19 protein-coding genes are annotated in these 20,888 nt (G+C 73.8%); 1 reads left to right on the top strand and 18 read right to left on the bottom strand.

All coding sequences use genetic code 11. The annotated features are described in order from the left end of the window. Positions 1 to 18: 18 nt before the first annotated feature. The 7 genes from ACE3UN_RS07645 to ACE3UN_RS07615 form a co-directional block, all read right to left on the bottom strand. Positions 19 to 1,596: a methyl-accepting chemotaxis protein gene (locus tag ACE3UN_RS07645; RefSeq protein WP_374674324.1), complete on the bottom strand. Its 1,578-nt coding sequence runs from the start codon at positions 1,594 to 1,596 to the stop codon at positions 19 to 21. Positions 1,597 to 1,724: 128 nt separating this feature from the next. Then, a complete protein-coding gene (locus ACE3UN_RS07640; RefSeq protein WP_374674323.1) occupies positions 1,725 to 2,621 on the bottom strand; it encodes a Rossmann-like domain-containing protein in 897 nt (298 codons plus the stop codon). Further along, entirely contained in the window at positions 2,618 to 4,129 is a 1,512-nt protein-coding gene (locus tag ACE3UN_RS07635; RefSeq protein WP_374674322.1) for a VWA domain-containing protein, read from the bottom strand. The genes ACE3UN_RS07640 and ACE3UN_RS07635 overlap by 4 nt, the downstream gene beginning before the upstream one ends. A gap of 65 nt (positions 4,130 to 4,194) precedes the next feature. Next, entirely contained in the window at positions 4,195 to 5,646 is a 1,452-nt protein-coding gene (locus tag ACE3UN_RS07630) for an AAA family ATPase (RefSeq protein WP_374674321.1), read from the bottom strand. Between the two features lie 120 nt (positions 5,647 to 5,766). Then, positions 5,767 to 6,621 carry a substrate-binding domain-containing protein gene (locus ACE3UN_RS07625; protein WP_374674352.1) on the bottom strand — a complete coding sequence of 285 codons (855 nt, stop codon included), beginning with the start codon at positions 6,619 to 6,621 and terminating at the stop codon, positions 5,767 to 5,769. Between the two features lie 8 nt (positions 6,622 to 6,629). Continuing rightward, positions 6,630 to 7,451, bottom strand: a complete 822-nt coding sequence (locus ACE3UN_RS07620; RefSeq protein ID WP_374674320.1) for a phosphate ABC transporter ATP-binding protein — start codon at positions 7,449 to 7,451, stop codon at positions 6,630 to 6,632. Continuing rightward, complete coding sequence (locus tag ACE3UN_RS07615) at positions 7,448 to 8,173, bottom strand: ABC transporter permease (protein ID WP_374674319.1); 726 nt, start codon at positions 8,171 to 8,173, stop codon at positions 7,448 to 7,450. Before ACE3UN_RS07615 ends, ACE3UN_RS07620 begins: the two co-directional genes overlap by 4 nt. Positions 8,174 to 8,279: 106 nt before the next feature. Between ACE3UN_RS07615 and glp the strand changes: the two genes are divergently transcribed. Beyond that, positions 8,280 to 9,593, top strand: coding sequence for a gephyrin-like molybdotransferase Glp (glp, locus tag ACE3UN_RS07610; protein ID WP_374674318.1), 1,314 nt, complete (start codon positions 8,280 to 8,282; stop codon positions 9,591 to 9,593). Between the two features lie 21 nt (positions 9,594 to 9,614). On the opposite strand, the gene mobA is transcribed toward glp, so the two are convergent. From mobA to ACE3UN_RS07555, 11 genes are read right to left on the bottom strand one after another with little or no spacing between them, the layout of a single operon-like run. Further along, complete coding sequence (gene mobA, locus ACE3UN_RS07605; protein WP_374674317.1) at positions 9,615 to 10,226, bottom strand: molybdenum cofactor guanylyltransferase MobA; 612 nt, start codon at positions 10,224 to 10,226, stop codon at positions 9,615 to 9,617. Between the two features lie 23 nt (positions 10,227 to 10,249). Continuing rightward, positions 10,250 to 10,882, bottom strand: a complete 633-nt coding sequence (locus tag ACE3UN_RS07600) for a molecular chaperone (RefSeq protein WP_374674316.1) — start codon at positions 10,880 to 10,882, stop codon at positions 10,250 to 10,252. Between the two features lie 10 nt (positions 10,883 to 10,892). Next, positions 10,893 to 13,076 carry a 4Fe-4S binding protein gene (locus ACE3UN_RS07595; protein WP_374674315.1) on the bottom strand — a complete coding sequence of 728 codons (2,184 nt, stop codon included), beginning with the start codon at positions 13,074 to 13,076 and terminating at the stop codon, positions 10,893 to 10,895. Beyond that, a complete protein-coding gene (locus ACE3UN_RS07590) occupies positions 12,982 to 13,647 on the bottom strand; it encodes a DUF3306 domain-containing protein (protein WP_374674314.1) in 666 nt (221 codons plus the stop codon). The genes ACE3UN_RS07595 and ACE3UN_RS07590 overlap by 95 nt, the downstream gene beginning before the upstream one ends. Further along, entirely contained in the window at positions 13,644 to 14,183 is a 540-nt protein-coding gene (locus tag ACE3UN_RS07585) for a DUF3305 domain-containing protein (RefSeq protein WP_374674313.1), read from the bottom strand. The genes ACE3UN_RS07590 and ACE3UN_RS07585 overlap by 4 nt, the downstream gene beginning before the upstream one ends. Positions 14,184 to 14,203: 20 nt before the next feature. After that, positions 14,204 to 15,142, bottom strand: a complete 939-nt coding sequence (locus ACE3UN_RS07580; RefSeq protein ID WP_374674312.1) for a formate dehydrogenase accessory sulfurtransferase FdhD — start codon at positions 15,140 to 15,142, stop codon at positions 14,204 to 14,206. Positions 15,143 to 15,167: 25 nt separating this feature from the next. Beyond that, a complete protein-coding gene (locus ACE3UN_RS07575; protein ID WP_374674311.1) occupies positions 15,168 to 15,605 on the bottom strand; it encodes a hypothetical protein in 438 nt (145 codons plus the stop codon). A 36-nt stretch (positions 15,606 to 15,641) separates the two neighbouring features. After that, positions 15,642 to 16,802: a formate dehydrogenase subunit gamma gene (locus ACE3UN_RS07570; protein ID WP_374674310.1), complete on the bottom strand. Its 1,161-nt coding sequence runs from the start codon at positions 16,800 to 16,802 to the stop codon at positions 15,642 to 15,644. 34 nt (positions 16,803 to 16,836) lie between these two features. Further along, the gene (locus ACE3UN_RS07565; RefSeq protein ID WP_374674309.1) at positions 16,837 to 17,181 is read right to left on the bottom strand and encodes a hypothetical protein; all 345 of its coding nucleotides are present in this window, start codon (positions 17,179 to 17,181) and stop codon (positions 16,837 to 16,839) included. After that, complete coding sequence (gene fdh3B / locus ACE3UN_RS07560; RefSeq protein ID WP_374674308.1) at positions 17,178 to 17,819, bottom strand: formate dehydrogenase FDH3 subunit beta; 642 nt, start codon at positions 17,817 to 17,819, stop codon at positions 17,178 to 17,180. Before fdh3B ends, ACE3UN_RS07565 begins: the two co-directional genes overlap by 4 nt. A 17-nt stretch (positions 17,820 to 17,836) precedes the next feature. After that, complete coding sequence (locus ACE3UN_RS07555; protein WP_374674307.1) at positions 17,837 to 20,833, bottom strand: formate dehydrogenase subunit alpha; 2,997 nt, start codon at positions 20,831 to 20,833, stop codon at positions 17,837 to 17,839. Positions 20,834 to 20,888 lie beyond the last annotated feature (55 nt).

Genomic DNA, 20,888 nt, shown 5'->3' with positions numbered 1-20,888 from the left:
CCGCCGGCCAGCCGCCCGTCAGGCGGCGGCCGGCTGCACGCCATCCAGCCGGAACGTGGCCACCAGACGCGCCAGGTCGTCGGCCTGCCGGCGCAGGCTTTCCGCGGCGGCGGAGCTCTCCTCCGCGAGTGCCGTGTTCTGCTGCGTCACCCGGTCCAGCTCGGCCACCGCACTGCCGACCTGGCTGATGCCGGCGCTCTGCTGGCCGCTGGAGTGGCTGATCTCGCGGATCAGACCACCCACCTCGCGCACCTGCTCGACGATCTGCGTCATCGTGCGGCCGGCGTCGGTCACCAGGCGGCTGCCGGCCTCGACGCGCTGCACGCTGTCGGCGATCAGGGCCTTGATCTCCCCGGCCGCCTCGGCGCTGCGCTGAGCCAGGCTTCGCACCTCGCCGGCCACCACGGCGAAGCCACGGCCCTGCTCGCCGGCGCGGGCGGCCTCCACGGCGGCGTTCAGCGCCAGGATGTTGGTCTGGAACGCGATGCCGTCGATCACGCCGGTGATGTCGGCGATCTTGCGTGAGCTGGCGCTGATGCCATCCATGGTCGCCACCACACGGCTCACCACGGCCCCGCCTTCCTCGGCCACCTGCGACGCGCGCAGGGCCAGGCCGGAGGCCTGCTCGGCGTGCGCCGCGTTGTGCTGCACGGTCGCGGTCAGCTGTTCCATCGATGCGGCCGTCTGCTCCAGGCTGCCCGCCTGCGCCTCGGCGCGCTGGCTCAGCTCGGAGCTGCCCATGGCCAGCTGGGACGACCCGCTGGCGATGGATTGGCTGGCGTTGCGCACCTGGCTGACGATCCGGACGAGACCGTCATTCATGCGCTGCAGCGCGCCCAGCAGCTGGCCGGTCTCGTCGGTGCCCTGCGCATCGATGCGCGAGCTGAGGTCGCCCGAGGCCACTGTCTCTGCCACGGCCACGGCGCGGTGCAGCGGCCGCGTGATGGACCGGGTCACCAGGCCGATGCTCAACGCCGCCAGCGCCATGCCGAGGGCGGTCAACGCCAGCTGCCAGCGCACCGTGGTGTCGCGCACCTGCTCGACCTGCGCGAGCACCGCGCTGGCGCGCGCCATGGCCCGCTCGTTGATCGTGTGCACGGCGGACTCCATCCCGCGCACGGCCGCCTTGTGGCGGTCCATGGCGGTATTGGCGTCCTCGGGCGAGCCGATCGCGCCCTCGTCGACGCGCGCGCTGACCTCCCGGAAGCCGGTCACATAGGCGGTGAAATGCTGCCCCACCTGGTTCAGCACCTCCTGATCCTCGGCGGGCATGTCGTGGCCCCGTGCCGCCTGCAGCACGGTGCGCAGCCGCCCCGCGGCGTCTTCCCACTTCGCCAGGTAGTCGGCTCGCTTGTCCGCCTGGCCGATCTGGAAGAACGAGTCCTTCTCGTAGCGGCGCTCCATCAGCGTGAGCGCCTGCAGGTCGGCCGCGTGCTGGGCCAGCGAGACGTCGCGCTGAAGTGCCTGCTCGGTCATGCGGAACAGGCTGTCGACACCCCACACGCCGAAGCCGGCGATGGCCGCCATCAGGGCGAGGGCGCCGGCCAGGACGAGAGTCAGTCGGGTGGCGATGCGGGCGTGCAGCAGGGTGAACATGGAAGCTCCTGGGCGGCGCTGGGGGGCGGCGCGCCGAGGCCGCGTGGGGCGCGGGTATGCGACCCATGATGGCTTTTCGACGCTGGCGGGCGACGCGCCACCACCAGATCCGAATGGCAGATATTCGGTCAGGCGGTGGTTGCCAGTGCGCTCCAGCCCGGATAGTCCGCGGGTCGGAGCACGGACTTCCGGGCGTACGGGCGCGTGGGCTCGCCGCGTCGCAGTGCCTCGACGAACGCATCGGGGTCGGTCACCCAGCTGCCTCCCAGGCAGGTGATGCCGCGCGCGAACAGCGGGTCGGGCGGGCCGCCCACGCTGGGCCCGACGAGGGCGATGTGCGTGGCCGCGCGGCAGTGCGCGAGCATGGTGTCCAGCGTGCCGTTGAGCAGCAGCGTGCCGGTGGCCAGCACCTGCCGACAGGTGGCCAGCTCGGTGGCGTCCAGCGTGACGCGCACCTGGCCGTCGTCGCGCACCAGCTCGGGCCGCAGCTCCACCACCACCACCCGGGCGCCGCGCTCGCGCAGCCGCGGCAGCAGCGGGGCGAAGTGGCCGATCATGCCCACGGTGTCGCCTGCCTGCGGAGCCAGCCCGCCGAGTGAATCGTCGCTGCCGGGGGGGACGAAGCCGGCGCGGTCGAACACCCAGCGGGTGAGGGCGTTCACGGCGGCGAACCCCACGGTGCGACGCAAGGCGTCGGTGCTGAGGAAGCCCCGCGCCAGCTCGAGTGCGGGCTGGCCCGCCACGCCCAGGCCGGCGGCCGAGCGCGCGGCCGCGTCCAGCCGCCGCCAGGTGTCGTCCAGCAGCACGTAGCTCTGGCCGAGCGCGCCGCCTTCGAGCGCCAGCGCACAGAACTCGCCGCGCTCGCCGCCGGGCGGCGGCGCGGGCGGCAGGTGCAGGGCCTGCACGCGGGGCAGGCGCACCTGCGCGGCCAGCGCCTCCAGCAGCGCGAGCATCTGCGCCGCGACCGTCAGCGACGTGGGGGACGGGGCGGTGGGCGGGGCAGGGGACAGCGCCGGTGGGGTCATGGTCGGCTGCCCGGCGTGCCGCGGTGGCGGGCTGCGCGGGCGGACAGGGCATTGGCGAAGTACAGCGCGGTGAGGCTGCGGCTGTGCACGGGCGGCTCCGCGTGGCGGCGCTCCGCCGGGGCGGAGCCTTCGGCGAAGCGCCGCCAGTCGTGCACCCAGTGGATCGCGTCGCACACCTCCAGCAGGCCCAGCGTCTCACGGTCGCCCACGAGCACGCCTTGCACACGCAGGCCCAGGCGCTCGCGTGCGTCGTCCAGCAGCGCGAGGGTGGCGGGCACGCAGCCGAATTCGCCGTCGCTCACGACCAGCAGGTCGGCCGCGCGCCAGCGCGCCTCGTACACCCGCGCCACGGCACGCTCGATCGGTGTCTGGATGTCGGTGCCGCCGTCGAAGGCCTGGTCCATCAGGGCGAGCAGGGCGGCCAGGCCGGCTTCGCCACGGCCCAGCTCATGCTCGATCAGCTCGCCCGGGCCGCCATAGGCCAGCAGCAGGCAGGCGCGCCCGGTGTCGCGCACGGTGCGCAAGGCCGCCACGGCCACCGCCTTGGCGATGCGCTCAGGCGCGCCGCGCATCGAGCCCGAGGTGTCCAGGCAGAGGATGACGGGGCCGCGGGTGTGTGGATCCGGCGCGTTCGACGGGGCCGGCGCGACCGTGAGCGCATCGGGGTCGGGCCGCCAGTCGGTGAGCACGGCCGCGGTGTCCCAGCCGAGCAGCCGCGCCTCGGCATGGCGGGCGCGCCAGAGCTTGCGCAGCAGCGGATGGGTGAGCATCACCGCCTCGCTGGCCAGCATGCGTTCGGGCCGGCCGGTGAAGCGCACGCCGGTGATCTCGCCCGGGGCGCCGGGCAGCCGCGTGACCACCGGGCGCAGCGGCTGCCGCTCTCGCGACGGTGGCGCCGAGCCGGGCGCCGGGCTGGGGGGCACATGCTTGTCACGCGCCTGGCGCCCCAGCCGCTCGACCAACCGGGCAAGCGCCGGCAGTTGATCCAGCAGCTCGCCGGCCTCGCGCACGGCCGCCCAGGGCCGCGAACGCAGCTGGCCGCACAGCCGGTCCCAGGGCAGGTCGGCGAAGTCGCCCAGGCCGAGCAGCAGCTGCAGGTCCTCGTCCAGGCCCACGGTCTGGGCGGCCCAGCCCTCGTGGAACTCGCGGGCGAGCTGCACGATGGCGGTGTCGCGGTCCTGGGCCGGTTGGCGGTCGGCCAGCTGGTCCAGGTGCCACAGCAGGCTGCGCAGCACCTGCTCGGCCAGGGGCGGCGTGGCGCGGCAGAACGCCGGCAGGCCCAGCTCGCCCACCACGGCGCGCAGCGGGCCGCTGGCGACCCGGTCGCCAAAATCGGCGTCTGGCGGGGGCAGCTGGCCGGCCTGCAGGCTGTCCAGCCACGCACGCGCGTGCGCCAGCCGGTGGGCGGGCGTGCCCACGCCGGTGACCAGGGCACCGCGCCACACCGTGCGCGGCAAGGCGGCCAGCCGGTCGTAGGGCGGGTCGGCCGGGTGCAGCGCGGCTGTCATGGCGCGGCTGTCATGGCGGGGCCGTCATGCGGGGCCGTCATGGGGGGGGCCGTCATGGGGGGGCGTCACACGGCGGGCGTGAGCGAGTCCAGCGCGGGCAACGCCACGGGCTCGGGCGCGACCGGGGGCGCGGCCTGCGACACAGGCAGCGCCGCGAAGGCCTCGCGCGCCGCCTGCAGCCGCGTGGTGAGGGATTGCAGGCGCGCCAGCGAGCCCGCGTGCGCTGCCTGCCAGCGTGCGGACACGCTCGTCGCGATCCACAGCCGCCCCGCCAGGCGGGCGTCCAGCGCCGCCGCCTGCGCGGCCAGGGCCTGGTGATGGCGCGCCACGTGGTCCAGCAGGTCGTCGACCTGCGCCAGGCGGCTGGCCACATGCACGGGGCTGTAGTGGCGGCGCTGCGCCGCCTCCAGGCCGGCCAAGGTGAGGCGCGCCATGGCCGCGGTGCCCGGCGCGTCCGCGTTGCCGTCGGCGGGGTGCCCCTCGCCCCAGCCGATGGCACGGGCGAGCGCGAGCTTGCCCGCGGCGTCGTCCGGCCCGGCCGCGCCGGGGGCGGGTGCGCTGTGCTCCAGCTCGGCCTGCTGCTCGAAGGCCTGCACGGCGTGGCCGAGCGGCGCGAAGTCGTGCGCCACCGCGCCCAGCACCTCGTGGGCGAACCACTCCGCGACCGCCTGCATCTGCACCGCGTCCGCGCCGGCGACGTACGGCGCCAGCCACAGGTCCAGCACATCCACGTCGGGCCGGCCCTCGGTGGCGGCGGCAGTGCGCATCAGGCCGATCCACTGCCGCCAGCGGCGGTCGGAGACGGTCCAGCCGCGCGCAGCCAGCCAGGTGCGCAGGGCGGCGCAGGCCTGCAATGCGTCCTGGCCGAGGGACACGGCCGATGCGGCGGTGGCGACGGCGCTGCGCTCCGCCTCGTCCAGCGGGGCGGCGTGCGGCAAGGCGCTGCCAGGTGTCGGCAGGTGCAGCAGGGCGGCGAAGGCGGCGTCGCTCACCGGCGCCACCGGCACGCGCACCAGGAAGCGGTCGAAGAAGGCCTGCAGTGCCTCGTCGGCGGGCAGCTCGTTGCTGGCGCCCACCACGCTCACGAGCGGCACCGCTTCACGCCCTCTGCCGTTGTCGAAGGCGCGCTCGTTGAGCAGGGTGAGCAAGGCGTTGAGGATGGCCGAGTTGGCCTTGAACACCTCGTCGAGGAAGGCGATGCCGGCCGTGGGCAGGAAGCCGGTGGTCAGCCGCTCGTAGCGGTCGGCCTCCAGCGCCTTCAGCGACAGCGGGCCGAACAGCTCCTCGGGCGTGGAGAAGCGGGTGAGCAGGCGCTCGAAGTAGGGTGCTGCGGCAAAGGCGGTGTGCAGGCGCCGCGCCAGCTCGCTCTTGGCCGTGCCGGGCGGGCCGATGAGCAGCACGTGCTCGCCGGCCAGGGCGGCCAGCAGCACCAGCCGCACGGCGGCGTCACGCTCCAGCAGGCCGGCCTCGAGCCGGGCGATGAGGGCGCGCAGGTGGGCGGCGTCGGGCAGCGTCATGCGCTGCGATTCTGCGGGCCGCCGCCGGGGCCGTCCAATGAAGCAGTTCAAGGACACGCTGCCCGCCCGGCGCACGGCGGGCCGCGTGGTGGGCCGCTGGGTGGGCCGCGTGGTGGGCCGTCAGCGCGGCGCGTTGGGGAAGAACAGCGGCTCGCCGTTGATCTTGTAGGCGGCGATGGCGGCCTGGCCGGCCGGGCCGGTGAGCCAGTCGGCGAAGGCCTGGGCCAGCGCCTGCTTCACGTGCGGGTGCCTGGCCGGGTTCACCACCATCACGCCGTAGGGGTTGAACAGTGACTTGTCGCCTTCGACCACGATGCCGAGCTCACCGCGGTTCTTGAACGCCAGCCAGGTGCCGCGGTCGGCCAGCACATAGGCGTTGGTGCTGGCGGCCATGTTCAGCGCCGGGCCCATGCCGCAGCCGCACTCGCGGTAGCCGGCGGGCCGCGCCGCCGACAGGTCCACGCCGGCCGCCTTCCACAGGCGCAGCTCGGCGGCGTGGGTGCCGCTCTTGTCGCCGCGCGAGACGAAGCCCGCGCCGGGCGTGCGGGCCACCTTGGCCAGGCCGGCGGCGATGTCCGCACCGCGGGCCTGGGCCGGGTCGGCCTTGGGGCCGACCAGGATGAAGTCGTTGTACATCACCGGCTTGCGCGCGTTGGACCAGCCCTCGGCGACGAACTTCTCTTCGGCCGCCGTGTCGTGCACCAGCACCGCATCGGCGTCGCCGCGGCGCGCCGTGTCCAGCGCCTGGCCGGTGCCCACCGCCACCACGCGCACCTCGATGCCCGTGGCCTGGCGGAACAGCGGCAGCAGGTGGCCGAACAGGCCCGACTGCTCGGTGGAGGTGGTGGAGGCCAGCACGATGAACCTGCCCTCGTCGGCGGCCTGCACGGCGGTCGCGCCGGCCAGCAGGCCGACGGTGGCGGCGGCCGCACCCAGGGTGCGGGCCAGCAGGCCGCGGCGGGACAGGGGGCGCAGGAACGGGTTCAGCGGGTCCAAGCCAATTCTCCTTTGAGGAACAGCTGTGCCTGCGGCGGCAGGCGGTCGGTATCGAAGAACGTGTGCACGGGCAGGTCCACCACCACCTGGCCCGCCTCCAGGTAGGCCACGCGCGTGGCCAGGCGCTTGGCCTGGCCCAGGTTGTGGGTGGCCAGCACCACGGTGAGCCCTTCGGCGGCGAAGGACTCGATGACGTGCTCCACCTCGCGCTTGGCGCCCGGGTCCAGGCTGGCCGTGGGCTCGTCCAGGAAGAGGATGTCGGGCCGCAGCGCCCACGCGCGCGCCAGCGCCAGGCGCTGCTGCTGGCCGCCGGACAGCGCGCGCGCCGGCCGGTGCGCCAGGTCGTCCAGGCCGACGCGGCGCAGCGCGTCCAGGGCCCGGGCCCGGCGCTGTGCGCGCGGCACGCCATGCAGCCACAGCGCCAGCGACACATTGCGCCACGCCGACAGCGACAGCAGGAAGGGCCGCTGGAACAGCATGGCTGCGACGGGCGCGCGCCCGGTCGACGGCAGCGCGTGGCGCTCGGCCCGGCCGGCGGCCAGCGGCACCAGGCCGTGCAGCAGGCGCAGCAGGGTGGTCTTGCCGGAGCCGTTGGCACCCACCAGCGCCAGGCGGTCACCGGCCTGCAGGGCGAGGTCCACGCCGTGCAGGGCCGTCACGCCGCCCAGCCGCACGCTGGCGCCGTGCAGGGCGATGAGCGGGGGCCGAGCCGCCGTGTCGGGGCCGGGGGCCGGCGCCGCGGGCGGCGCGGCCGGGGCCAGGCGCGGCAGGCGTTCGGCCACGGCACCGGCGGCGTCGGAGGGGCTCATGCCGCCACCACCTCGGGCCGTTGCCCGGCGGCGTTGGTGGCGCCCTGGGCAGCGGCGATGAGCAGGTTGACCAGCGCCACCACGCCCAGCAGCACCGCGCCCAGCGCCAGGGCCAGCGGCAGGTCGCCCTTGCTCGTCTCCAGGGCGATGGAGGTGGTCATCACCCGCGTGACGTCAGCGATGTTGCCGCCGACGATCATCACCGCGCCCACTTCGGACACGGCGCGGCCGAAGGCCGTGAGGCCCACGGTGAGCACCGCGCGGCGCTCGTGCAGCAGCATCAGCAGGGCCGAGAGCAGCGGCCCGGCGCCCAGCGAGCGCAGCTGGTCGCCGCCCTCGGCCAGGGCATCGATGACCAGGCGGCGCGTCAGCGCCGTGACCAGGGGCGTGACCAGCACGGCCTGGGCAATGACCATGGCCGTGGGCGTGAACAGCAGGCCCAGGTCACCCAGCGGGCCGGCGCGCGACAGCAGCAGGTAGATCAGCAGGCCCACCACCACCGAGGGCAGGGCCAGCAGGGTGTTGAGCACCCAGACCACCGCACGCCAGCCGGGAAAGCGCGCCACGGCCAGCCATGCCCCCAGCCACAGCCCCACGATGCCGCCCAGCAGGCAGGCGGTGAAGCTCACGCGCAGCGACAGCGCGACGATGCGCCACAACTCGGCATCCCCCTGGGCGACGAGTCGAACGGCAAGCTGCAGGCTGTCGGCCAGGGTGGACATCGCCGGCGATTCTCCCCGTGGGCGCCGCGGGCCGCGATATGTCGGTGTGTGCATAGCCGCCGGCGCGGCCGACAATGCGGGCCTTGTCTTCCTGCTTTCCTCCGTCATGAGCGCACCCTCGGCACCCTCTTCGGCACTTGGTCCGTCTCCCCTGGCCCAAGGGGACGCGCAGCTCAGCGTGGCCGAGGCGCGGGCGCGCATCGCCGCCAGCCTGCAGCCCATCCACGGCGAGGAGCCCGTGCTGCTGGCGCAGGCGCTGGGCCGCGTGCTGGCGCAGGACGTCATCTCGCCCATCGACGTGCCCGCGCACGACAACTCGGCGATGGACGGCTACGCCCTGCGTGGCGCCGACCTGCGCACCGACGGGCCCACCGTGCTGCGCGCCGCCGGCACCGTGATGGCGGGCGATGCCCACCCCGTGACGGCGGGCCCGGGCGGCTGCGTGCGCATCATGACCGGCGCGGTGATGCCCGCCGGCCTGGACACGGTGGTGCCGCTGGAGCTGTGCCGCGTGCAGGGCGACGAGGTGCACATCGAGCCGGGCGTCATCCGCCCGGGCGAGAACCGCCGCCTGGCCGGCGAGGACCTGGCGCGCGGCAAGCCCGCGCTGCGCCGCGGCCGGGTGCTGCGCCCCGCCGACCTCGGCCTGGCCGCCTCACTGGGCCTGACCACGCTGCCCGTGGTGCGGCGGCTGCGCGTGGCGCTGTTTTCCACCGGCAACGAGCTGCGCGACGCCGGCCAGCCCCTGGACCCCGGCTGCATCTACGACAGCAACCGCCACAGCCTCGCGGCCGCGCTCACCCGCATGGGCGCGGAGGTGGTGGACCTGGGCCTGGTGCCCGACGACCCGGACGCGCTGCGCGCCACGCTGGCCACCGCGCTGCACGACGCGGATGCGGTGGTCACCAGCGGCGGCGTGAGCATGGGCGACGCCGACCACACCCGCGACCTGCTCACGCACATGGGCGAGGTGGCCTTCTGGAAGGTGGCCATGCGCCCGGGCCGGCCATTCGCGTTCGGCCCGCTGCGCCGGGCGGCCGACGGCCCGCGCGGCACCGCCCCGGCGTGGCTCTTCGCCCTGCCGGGCAACCCGGTGGCGGCGCTCGTCACTTTCCACGTCTTCGCCCAGGAGGCCCTGTGGACCCTGGCCGGCGCCACCCAGCCGCCCATGCCGCCGCGCCTGCAGGCGCGCAGCGCCGCGCCCATCCGCAAGCGCCCGGGCCGCACCGAGTTCCAGCGTGCCATCGCCGAGCCCGCGGCCGACGGCAGCGGCTGGCAGGTGCGCCTGACCGGCTCGCAAGGCGCCGGCATCCTGCGCAGCATGAGCGAGGCCAACGCACTGGCCGTGCTCGGCCACGACCAGGGCAGCGTCGCCGCGGGCGACCCGGTGGAGGTGTGGCTGTTCGACGGGCTGGTGTGATCCGGGCAAGGCGCCCGGGCGTCAACGCTGCAAGGACTGCAGTTCGGCCAGCGTGTTCGCGTTGAAGAACGCGCCCGCGTCCTCGAACTCCGTCTGCGCCAGGCGGTGGCGGGCGGCCCAGCGGTCGATCTTGCGCTCGCCGGCCTGGGTGGCCTGCACGAGACTTTCCAGCAGGCTGGCGCGCAGCAGGCAGAACACGGGCTGCGGCTGCAGGCTGCCGTCGGCCTCGCGCGTGGCGGCGATGACGATCTCGGCGTCCTGCGCGGCGGCGGTCTCGGCCAGGCGCTGCACCAGGTCGGCGGGGAAGTTCGGCGTGTCACACGGCACGGTGACCAGCCACGGGGTGTCGCACTGCTCCAGCCCCGCCAGGAAGCCGGCGAGCGGGCCGGGGTAGTCGGGCAGGGCGTCGGGCCACACGGGCACGCCCATGGATTCGTAGGCCGCCAGGTTGCGGTTGGCGTTGATCATCACGTGGCCCACCTGCGCGCCCAGGCGCAGCAGCGCGTGCAGCGCGAGCGGCATGCCCTGGTGGTTCTGCAGGCCCTTGTCCACGCCGCCCATGCGGCTGCCGCGGCCGCCGGCCAGCACCAGGCCGGTGATGTCGTCGCGCGGGATCGGGTGCGTCGGGTGCATCGAGGTCTCCATGGCGACAGCGCTCACTCCATCAGGTCGAAGGCCTGCGTCTCCACCTCGATGAAGGCGCGGGTGAAGCCGGCGATGGCACCCCAGGTGACGGCGGCCGGGTGGCCCTGCACGGCGTCGCACAGGCGCTCCACCCAGGTCTGCAGGTGGGCGCGGAAGAAGCGCCGCTGCTGCTCCAGATTGCACACGGCGGCATCGTCGCCGGCGATCAGCCAGCGCATCACCTCGAAGCCGAACGCGATGTGGTCCTCGGTCTGCGCGCTGTCGGGGTCGCGCGCCAGGCCCAGCGCGGCCAGGTCGGTGCGCAGCGCCACCAGCGGCTTCTCGTTCAGGAAGCCGGCCAGGTAGTAGGAACCATAGAGGAACACCTCGGGCTTGCCCACGCCGCCGAACAGCGCGTCGTACTCGGCTGCGGCGCGCGGTTCGTCGGTGGCGCGCAGGGCGGCCACCATCGCCTGCCAGGGTTCCTCCAGGTGGCCGCCGCGCTCGGGCGGCTCGGTCACCGCCACGCGGAACTGCTGCAGCAGCGCCTCGTCGGGCGGCGCGAACCATAGCCGCGCCAGCAGGCCGTAGAGCTCGGCGCGGGCGATCTCCTCCTGGAAATCGGGGCGGGCGAAATGCAGGGCCTGGGCGGGGGCGTCGGGCATGAACGGGCGATTACAGGTCGGTGATGCGGACTTCGTCCACGCGGGTGTGCAGGTCGATCACCCGGCAGTCGCCGCACATTTTGAGCCGCTCGGCCGCCGGGCCCTGGAAGGCCGCGTGCGTGGCCAGCTTGGCGACCATGGCCTCGATGGCGCGTGCGGTGCCGAAGGGCTTGCCGCAGCGGATGCAGCCGAAGGGCTGGGCCTCGTTGAGCACACGCGGCTGCTTGCGCGCGCGGCCCTCGTCGGCCAGCCACAGCCGCGGCTCCAGCGTGATGGCCTGCTCGGGGCAGGTGCCGGCGCACAGGCCGCACTGCACGCAGTTCTTCTCGATGAACTTCAGCTGCGGGCGGTCGGGGTTGTCGGCCAGCGCGTTCTCGGGGCAGGCGCCCACGCAGGCCAGGCACAGCGTGCAGCGCTCGGCGTCCACGCGCAGGCTGCCGAAGGGCGAGCCGGCCGCGGGCAGGGCGATGGCCTCGGGCACGGCGGCCGGCGCCTCGGCGCGCAGGTGCTCGATGGCGAGCTCCAGCGTGCTGCGCTTGTCGGCCTGGGCGGCGAAGCTCGCCGGCCGGCGCACGCCGGTGGCGGCCGGGGCGCGCAGCGCGGCGTCCAGCGTGGCCAGGTCGCGTGCGTCTCGCGCCTCGATCAGGCGCAGGTGGCCGCTGCCGTAGCCCAGGCCTTCGAGGATGGCCTGGCCCACGGCGAGCTGCTCGGCCAGCGCCACGCGGTACTCGGGCGCCTCCTCGTCGGTGAGCAGCAGCCACACCTGGGACGCGCCCTGGGCGATGGCGGCGAGCCACAGATCCAGCCCCACGCTGGCGGTGTGCCACAGCGGCACGGGAATGACCCGCGCCGGCACGCCGTGCAGGCTGTCGTCCAGGCGCGCGGCGCGGCCCAGGTCGTCGATGAGCCGCTGGCCAGCGCCCTGGCTGTGCAGCAGCAGGGCCGGGGGGGCAATGCGCGGCCCGCTGGCGGCCGCATAGGCGGAGAGCAGGGTCTTCAGGCGCTTGCCCTGGTCCACCGGGTTGGGCGCGGCGTACGACAGCGCGCCGCTGGGGCACACGGTGGTGCAGGCGCCGCAGCCCACGCACAGGTGCGGCTCCACGATGATGCCGCCGGCCGGCTGCAGGCTGTTCTTCGCGCGGCCCTTGGCCGAGGCGTCGCTGCGGATGGCGCGCGCCGAGCACACCTCGATGCAGGCGTCGCAGCCGACGCGCTCGTTGCGGCTGTGCGCGCACAGCTTGGCGCGGTACTGGAAGAAGCGCGGCTTGTCGAACTCGCCCACCAGCTCGCGCAGGCGCAGCACGGCGTCGAACAGGCGGCGCTCGTCGCTGGCGACGTGGAAGTAGCCCTGCGGCGGCTGGTGCTGGGTGAACGCGGGCTCGGCGCGCAGGTCCAGCACGGTGTCGAAGGGCTCGGTGTGCAGCACCGGGTCGCGCTGGAAATCGATGGCGCCGGCCGCCTCGCACACGCGCACGCAGGCGCGGTGGCCGGTGCAGCGGTCCAGGTCCACCTGCCAATCGAGCCCGATGGCGCCCTCCGGGCAGGCGGCCACGCAGGCATTGCAGCGGGTGCACAGCTCGGGGTCGATGGGGTTGCGGCTGTCCCACTCGGCCTCGAAGGCACCCAGCCAGCCGGACAGGCGCACCAGGCGGCCCGTGTGCACCACCTGCTCGCGGGCCTGCGGCAGCGCGCCGCCGGTGCCGGTGACGAGCAGGGTGACGGCCAGGCCGTCGCCCAGCAGGGCGGCGGCGCGTGCGGCCGCATCGGCCGGGCCGACGACCAGCGTGCGGCCGCTGGCGCGGTAGGTGACGGTGCCCACCGGCTCGGGGTCGGGCAGCTGGGCCGCGGCGAGCAGGGCGGCGATCTTGGGCGTGGCCTGGGCCGCGTCACGCGACCAGCCGCCCGTCTCGCGGATGTTCACGAAGCGGATGGGCCGCTCCTGGAGCGCAGGCGCACCGGCCGTCTCGGCATGCAGCGCCTGGAACAGCCGGGCCTCCTGCGTGCAGGCCACGACCAGGGCCTCGCCCTCGGCCTGGGCGGCGCGCTGGAACGCGCCGGCCTCGCGCCGGCACAGCACGCTGTGGGTGGCCTCCAGGCCGTCAGGGCTGGCGCCCGGCGTCGCTGCCAGGGCGCGGGCCAGGGCCGGCGCATCCAGCGGCATCGTCCGGTTGCAGTCGCAGATCAGGGTCTTCATCGGGCGGGGCAGGGCAGGTGGGGTCGGCGGCGGTGGCCGGGCCGGCGGACGGGTCGGGCGCGGGGGCCGGTGGGGTGGCCGCGGAGGCGGCAGGCGAAGGGGCGGTGGCCGGCTCGTCCTCGGTGAACAGGCCGAGGAACTGCGCCTGGGCCATCTGGCGCAGCATGCCGGCCGGCAGCGGGTCGGGCCGGCCGTAGTCGTCGATGTAGGTGTCCAGGCCGTCCATCACGTTGAAGTGCGGGTCGGCGAAGAGCTTCTTGAGTGCCGTGTTGCGCACCGCCGGTTCCACGTCCGGCGCCACGAAGCGGGAAAAATCGGCGTCCGGCGTGAGCGCGGCGGCCTCGTCCAGCGTGGGCGGCGGGGGCGCGGGCGCGGCGGCCTCGCCCGGCACCGGTGCCGCCAGCGGGGCCGCGTGCGGCGGGAGGGCCGGGCGGGCGACGGGCGGGCGGGCGACGGGCGGCTGCGCCAGCGGCGTGGGGGCCGGGGCGGGAGGCGGCTCGGCCGGCTGCACGCCGCCGCGCACCTGCGCCTTGCGCTGCGACCAGCGCGAGAAGAAGCCGGTGTCGCTCACCGCGGCCCCCGCTCGCCCGGCGCGCGGAAGGACGCGGGGCGCTGGCGCTTCTTGGGCTCGGGCCGGTAGTGCGCCTCGGTGTAGCCGGCCAGCATGTCCACCCAGTCGGGCGGCAGCGGCCAGTTGTCCACGCGCTCCTGCGCGTCCAGCAGGCGGCCGGCCTCGTGGTACGACAAGGTCACCCGCTCGGGCCAGGCCTGCGAGGGCTCATCCTCGTCGGTGCGCCACATGACGAACCACACCGGCGCGCCGCTGGTGAGGTTGAGGTGGTAGCCCTCGCCCTCGTCGGGGTGCAGGCTCACCTCCAGGCCGGGGAAGGCCCACAGCGCCGTGCGGCCGTCGTCGCGCAGCACCCGCGGCTGCGGGCGCGCCGCGCCGGGGGCCGGCACGCCGAGGTGGCCGTCGTCGGGCTCGACGCCGGCCAGCACGAAGCGCCAGTCCTCCCAGCGGTTGGGCTGGTGCTGGCGTTCCAGCAGCACGGTGGCGCGCAGCGTCAGCAGACGCGGCGCCTGGTCGTCCAGGCGAGGCTCGTCCATGGCAGGAGGCGGCAGCGGGATCAGCGGGGCGCCGAGGACACCACGCGCATGGGCGAGGGCTCGGGCAGCGGCTCGGAATCGAAGCGTTCGAAGCCGGTATAGCAGAGGAAGTGCTTGTTGGCCGCCCGGCCGAAGAGTGTCATGCCCAGCCGCGTGGCCAGCTCGTGGCCCATCTGCGTCACGCCGTTGCGCGACACCACGATGGGCACCCCCATGTGCGCGGCCTTCATGACCATCTCGCTGGTCAGCCGGCCCGTGGTGTAGAAGCACTTGTCGGCACCGTCCACGCCCTGCAGCCACATCCAGCCGGCGATGGTGTCAATGGCGTTGTGGCGGCCCACGTCCTCGACGAAGTGCAGCAGCTCCGCCTGGCGGTCGGCCACACGGAACAGCGCGCAGCCGTGCACCGAGCCGGCCTGGCGGTGGATGCTGTCCTGCTGGCGCATGGTCTCGAGCATGGCCGCCAGGGTGGACTGGCGGATGCGGGCCTGCCCGGGCGGCGGCAGGTGGATGCCGGCGGTCTGCTGCATCAGGTCGCCGAACACCGTGCCCTGGCCGCAGCCGGTGGTGACCGTGCGGCGCGCGGTGCGCGCGCCCAGGTCGGGCAGGCCGTGGCGCGTCTTCACCGCGGCGGCGTCGACGTCCCAGTCCACGGTGATGGACTCGATCTCGTCCATCGAGGCCACCAGGCGCTGGTTGCGCAGGTAGCCCAGCACCAGGCGCTCGGGGTCGGCGCCCAGCGTCATCAGCGTGACGAGCTCGCGCTTGTCGACGAAGACGGTCAGCGGCCGCTCGGCCGGGATGTGCAGCGGGCGGTGGTTGCCGTACTCGTCGAGGATGCGGATCTCGCGCAGCAGCGGCTGGCGCGCGGCGGTGAGCCGGGGCGCGCGCACGCACTCCGGCGCCCGTGCGTCCGACGGGGCGGGCGGCGGCGGTGCCGAGGGGTGCGGGTGGGCCATCGTCAGGCGGCGCGGTGCAGGTCGTTCAGGGCTTGGACGCCGGCTTGCCGGCCGGTGCCGGGTTCACCACGGCGTCGGGCCGGTTGCTGCTGGGCGGCTGCGTGGCGGTGCGGGCCGGCGAGTGGGCGCCGGACGCCTCCAACGGCGGCTTGGCCTCGGCCGAGGGCACGTAGGCGAACGGGCCCGGGTCGGCGCAGGGCGGGGTCTCCACCGGGGCGGAGGCCGGCCGGCCGGCGGCCTTGGCGTGGGACAGGTAGCCGGCGGCCACCTTGTCCTGCGCCTTGCACAGCTGGTAGGCCGCGACCTTGTCGGTCCAGGCGGTCTTGGCGGCGGTCTCGGCGGCCTTGGCCTTGGCCTCGTCGCTGGGCGGCGGCAGCTTGGCGGCGGCGGTGCCGGCCAGCAGCAGGGCGCCCAGGGCCACAGCGGTGGCCGACACAGGAAGGGACGTGCGGGAGGTCGTCATGGCGGGGTGCGTCTTTCGTCTGTCTCGACCGACCGGTCAGGCGCCGGCACGCGGCGTGGCCAGCGGGGCGGCGGTGGGCCCGGGGGCCGGCTGGGCGGAGCGCTGCGCCGGGATCTTGCCGGCGCGGATGTCGTCGTACCAGAGCTCGTGGTGCTCGTGCGCCCAGGCTTCGTTGACGTAGCCCGTCTTCATGGCGCGGTAGGCCCCGCGCACGCCCAGCGTGCCCATGTAGATGTGGCCGATCATCACGCACATCATGGCCACGGCGACCACGGCATGCACCATGTGGGCGACCTGCATCTGGCCGCGCGTGTCGCCCAGGCCGGGGATGAGGCCGTCCAGCACCAGGCCGGAGGCCACCACGACCAGGCCGGGGAAGAACGCGCCCCACCAGTAGATGCCCTTCTCGCCCGCATTGAAGCGGTGCGAGGGCACCTCCTGGTGGCCCAGCATGCCGCCGGCCTTGGACAGCCAGACGAAGTCGGCCTTGTTGGCGATGTTGTCGCGGAAGAACACCACGAGCACGATCAGCAGCGACACCGCGAACAGCGGCCCGACGAAGTTGTGGGCGGTCTTCAGCGCATAGGTGAGCCAGCCGAACAGCGTGCCGCCGATCAGCGGCAGCAGCAGGAACTTGCCGAAGGCCATCACCAGGCCCGAGACGGCCAGCACCACGAAGGCACCGGCATTGGCCCAGTGGGCCGCGCGCTCGAAGGGCGTGAAGCGCTCGATCAGGCGGCCGCCGTCGCCGTGCTCGCGGCCGAGCGGGCCCTTGCGCCAGTAGAAGATGGCCACGGCCAGCGCCACGATGAACAGCAGCGCGCCGCCGTAGGGCAGGATCCACTGGTTGCGCACCTGGCGCCAGGCTTCGCCGGCGTTGGTGCGGTCGGAGCCGGGGTACTGCACGAAGGGCTGGATGAGCACGCCCTTCTCGGCGCCCGGCAGCGTGCTGCTGCCGCCCACGTCGCGCACCGTGCGCCACATCGGCGCGTTGTTGCCGGGCTGGCTGCGGGCCCGCTCGGCGTTGGTGTCGTCGGGGCGGGGCGGCGGCTGGGTGGCGGACGACGCCGGGGTGGCCACGGCGCGCACGGCGGGCGCGGCGTCCGCGGCCGGCACGCTGGCGGGCGCCTGGGCGCCGGCCTGGCCTGCGGCCGCGCAGGCCAGGGCCAGCGCGGTGGAACGGATGAGGCGCAGCATGGTGCGGTCCTTCACGGCGAGCGGGCCGGCGCCTTCAGGGCGCCGACGCGGGTCGGGCGGCGGGCATCGTGGCCGGCATGGGGGCAGCCACGACGCCGCCCGTGGCGGACGGCGAGCTCGACTGCACGCGGCTGTACTCGTTCTGCCCCTGGGTGCGCGCGCGGATCTGGTTCTGCCAGCTGGCGTCGTCGCCGGCCTTCCAGCCCGCGGCGGTGTAGGCGGCGTCGGCCCCGGCGGACGGGCGGGCATCCGCCTGCTTGCGCGGCCCCGGCTCGGTGGCCGACTGCGGGCGTTCGCCGCAGGCCGAGAGCACCAGCCCGGCGACCAGTGCCGCCAGGGCGGCCAGGGTGAGCGATGCGGTGGAGCGCGGGCCCATCACGACTTGGCCCCCTCGGTGGTGGCGGGCGCGGCCGGCGCGGCCTGGCCCTGGGCCGGCTTGCCGTAGGCGGTGCCCCAGCCCCAGACCTCGCTGCCCTTGCCGCGCACCAGCACGCGGTTGCGGAAGATGTCCGCCACCACGTCGCCGTCGCCGCCCAGCAGCGCCTTGGTCGAGCACATCTCGGCACAGGCCGGCAGCTTGCCTTCGGCCAGGCGGTTGCGGCCGTACTTCTCGTACTCGGCCGCCGAGCCGTTGTCCTCGGGGCCGCCGGCGCAGAAGGTGCACTTGTCCATCTTGCCGCGCAGGCCGAAGGTGCCGTTGCTCGGGAACTGCGGCGCGCCGAACGGGCAGGCGTACGAGCAGTAGCCGCAGCCGATGCAGACGTCCTTGTCGTGCAGCACCACACCCTCGTCGGTGCGGTAGAAGCAGTCCACCGGGCACACCGCCATGCAGGGCGCGTCGGAGCAGTGCATGCAGGCCACCGAGATCGATTTCTCGCCCGGCAGGCCGTCGTTGAGGGTGACCACGCGGCGGCGGTTCACGCCCCAGGGGACATCGTGCTCGGCCTTGCACGCGGTGGCGCAGCTGTTGCACTCGATGCAACGCTCGGCGTCGCAGATGAACTTCATTCGTGCCATGGATGTCGTCTCCCGGGTCAGGCCGTGGCCTTCTCGATCTGGCAGATGGTGGTCTTGGTCTCTTGCATCATGGTCACGCTGTCGTAGCCGTAGGTGGTGGCCGTGTTGACGGCCTCACCGCGGACCACCGGCATCGCGCCCTCGGGGTAGTACGGCGCCAGGTCGACGCCGCCCCAGCGGCCGGAGAAGTGGAAGGGCAGGAACACGGTCTCCGCGTCCACCCGCTCGGTGACCAGCGCCTTGACCTTGATGCCCTGGAAGCCCGGCGCGGCGGCCATGGGCGGGGTCTTCACCCACACCCAGTCGCCGTGCCGGATGCCGCGGTCGTTGGCGGCCTTGGGGTTGAGCTCGACGAACATGTCCTGCTGCAGCTCGGCCAGCCAGGGGTTGGAGCGCGTCTCCTCGCCGCCGCCTTCGTACTCGACCAGGCGGCCCGAGGTCATGATCAGCGGGAAGTCCTTGTGCAGGCCGACGTTCTTCTCCTGCACCGTCTTGTACAGGGTGGGCAGGCGCCAGAAGGCCTTCTTGTCGTCGTGCGTCGGGTACTTGGCCACCAGGTCGGGCCGGGTGCTGTACAGCGGCTCGCGGTGCTTGGGGATGGGGTCGGGGAAGTTCCAGACGATGGCGCGCGCCTTGGCGTTGCCGAAGGGGTGGCAGCCGTGGTTCTTCATGGCCACGCGGATGATGCCGCCCGAGGGGTCGGTCTTCCAGTTCTTGCCCTCGGCCGCGGCCTTCTCGGCCTCGGTCAGCTCGTTCCACCAGCCGAGCTTCTTCAACAGCAGGTGGTCGAACTCGGGGTAGCCGGTGGTGAGGTCGGCGCCCTTGGAGTGCGAGCCGTCGGCCGCCAGCAGGGACACGCCTTCACGTTCCACGCCGAAGTTGGCGCGGAAGTTGCCGCCGCCTTCCATCACGTGGCGCGAGGTGTCGTACAGGTTGGGCGAGCCGGGGTGCCTGAGCTCGGGCGTGCCGTAGCAGGGCCAGGGCAGGCCGAAGTAGTCGCCGTCGAGCGAGTAGCCGGTGGCCTTGTCCACCCCGCCGCGGGCGCGCAGGGTCTTGACGTCGAACACATGCATGTTGCGCATGTGGGCCTTCAGGCGCTCGGGGCTCTGGCCCGTGTAGCCGATGGTCCAGACGCAGGTGTTGATCTCGCGGAGGATGGATTCGGGCTCGGGCTCCATGCCGCCCTTGCCCTGCACCATCTTGTAGTTCTTGACCAGCTCCTTGGCGAAGCCGAGCTTCTCGGCCAGCTGGAACATGATCATGTGGTCGGTGCGGCTGTCCCACAGCGGGTCGATGACCTTCTCGCGCCACTGGAGGGAGCGGTTGGAGGCGGTGCAGGAACCGCTGGTCTCGAACTGCGTGGTGGCCGGCAGCAGGTAGACCGCGCGCTTGGGGTTCAGGTCTTCCGGGCGGCCGGGCATGGCCGCCATGGCGGCGGTGGCGCTGGGGAAGGGGTCGACCACGACGAGCAGGTCGAGCTTGTCCATCGCCCGCTTCATCTCCAGGCCGCGCGTTTGCGAGTTGGGCGCGTGGCCCCAGAAGAACAGGCCGCGCAGGTTGGAGTCCTGGTCGATCAGCTCGTTCTTCTCCAGCACGCCGTCCACCCAGCGGGAGACGGTCATGCCCGACTTGGTCATCATGCCGGGCGCGTACTGCTTCTTCATCCACTCGAAGTCGACGCCCCAGGCCTTGGCGAAGTGCTTGTGCGCGCCTTCGGCCAGGCCGTAGTAGCCGGGCAAGGAGTCGGGGTTGGGGCCCACGTCGGTGGCGCCCTGCACGTTGTCGTGGCCGCGGAAGATGTTGGTGCCGCCGCCGGACTTGCCCACGTTGCCCAGCGCCAGCTGCAGCAGGCAGGAGGCGCGCACGATGGCGTTGCCGATGGTGTGCTGGGTCTGGCCCATGCACCAGACGATGGTGCTCGGCCGGTTCTCGGCCATGGTCTTGGCCACCTTGTAGGTGGTGGCCTCGTCCACGCCGCAGGCTTCCTGCACGCGGTCGGGCGTCCAGAAGTTCAGCGCCTCCTCGCGGACCTTGTCCATGCCGTAGACACGGTCCTCGATGTACTTCTTGTCTTCCCAGCCGTTCTTGAAGATGTGGTGCATCACGCCGAACAGGAACGGGATGTCCGAGCCGGAGCGGATGCGCACGTAGTCGTCGGCCTTGGCGGCCGTGCGGGTGAAGCGCGGGTCGACCACGATCACCTTGCAGCCGTTCTCCTTGGCATGCAGCAGGTGCAGCATGGACACCGGGTGCGCCTCGGCGGCGTTCGACCCGATGTACAGCGCCGCCTTGGCGTTCTGCATATCGTTGTAGGAGTTGGTCATCGCGCCATACCCCCAGGTATTGGCGACGCCGGCGACGGTGGTGGAGTGGCAGATGCGCGCCTGGTGGTCGCAGTTGTTGCTGCCCCAGAAGCTCATCCACTTGCGCAGCAGGTAGGCCTGCTCGTTGTTGTGCTTGGACGAGCCCACCACGAAGATGGAATCCGGGCCGCTGGCGGCGCGCAGCTCCTTCATCCTGGCGGCGATCTCGTCGAGGGCCTGGTCCCAGGTGATCTTCTGGTACTTGCCGTCGACCAGCTTCATCGGGTGCTTGAGCCGGTACTCGCCGTGGCCGTGCTCACGCAGCGCGGCGCCCTTGGCGCAGTGCGCGCCCAGGTTGATGGGCGAGTCGAACACCGGCTCCTGGCGCACCCACACGCCGTTCTCGACCACCGCGTCCACCGCGCAGCCCACCGAGCAGTGGCCGCACACCGTGCGCTTGACCTCCACCTTGGCGGCGGCGCCGTCGGCCTTGGGGGCGGCGTCGGCCGCGCGCGCCTTGCGCACGAGCAGCAGCTCGGACGCGGCGATGCCGGCACCCACGCCCAGGCCCGAGCGGCGCAGGAAGGCGCGGCGGTCCATGGTGGGCATGGCGCGCGCGACGCCACGCGCCAGGCTGGCGACGAAGGGGGACGAGGCCGCGCCAGCGGGCGACGCGGCGGGCGAGACGGGGGTTCTGCGGGTGAGCAGCATGCGTTTCTCCTCGGGCATGCCGGGCGTGGTGGCGCCGGGCAGGCGGGGGCGGGGA

The sequence above is a fragment of the Ideonella sp. genome (assembly GCF_041918995.1).
In the GTDB taxonomy this organism is placed as follows: domain Bacteria; phylum Pseudomonadota; class Gammaproteobacteria; order Burkholderiales; family Burkholderiaceae_C; genus Ideonella.
The sequence above is the reverse complement of the archived record's forward strand: the minus strand, read 5'-3'. Positions and strand labels throughout refer to the sequence as shown.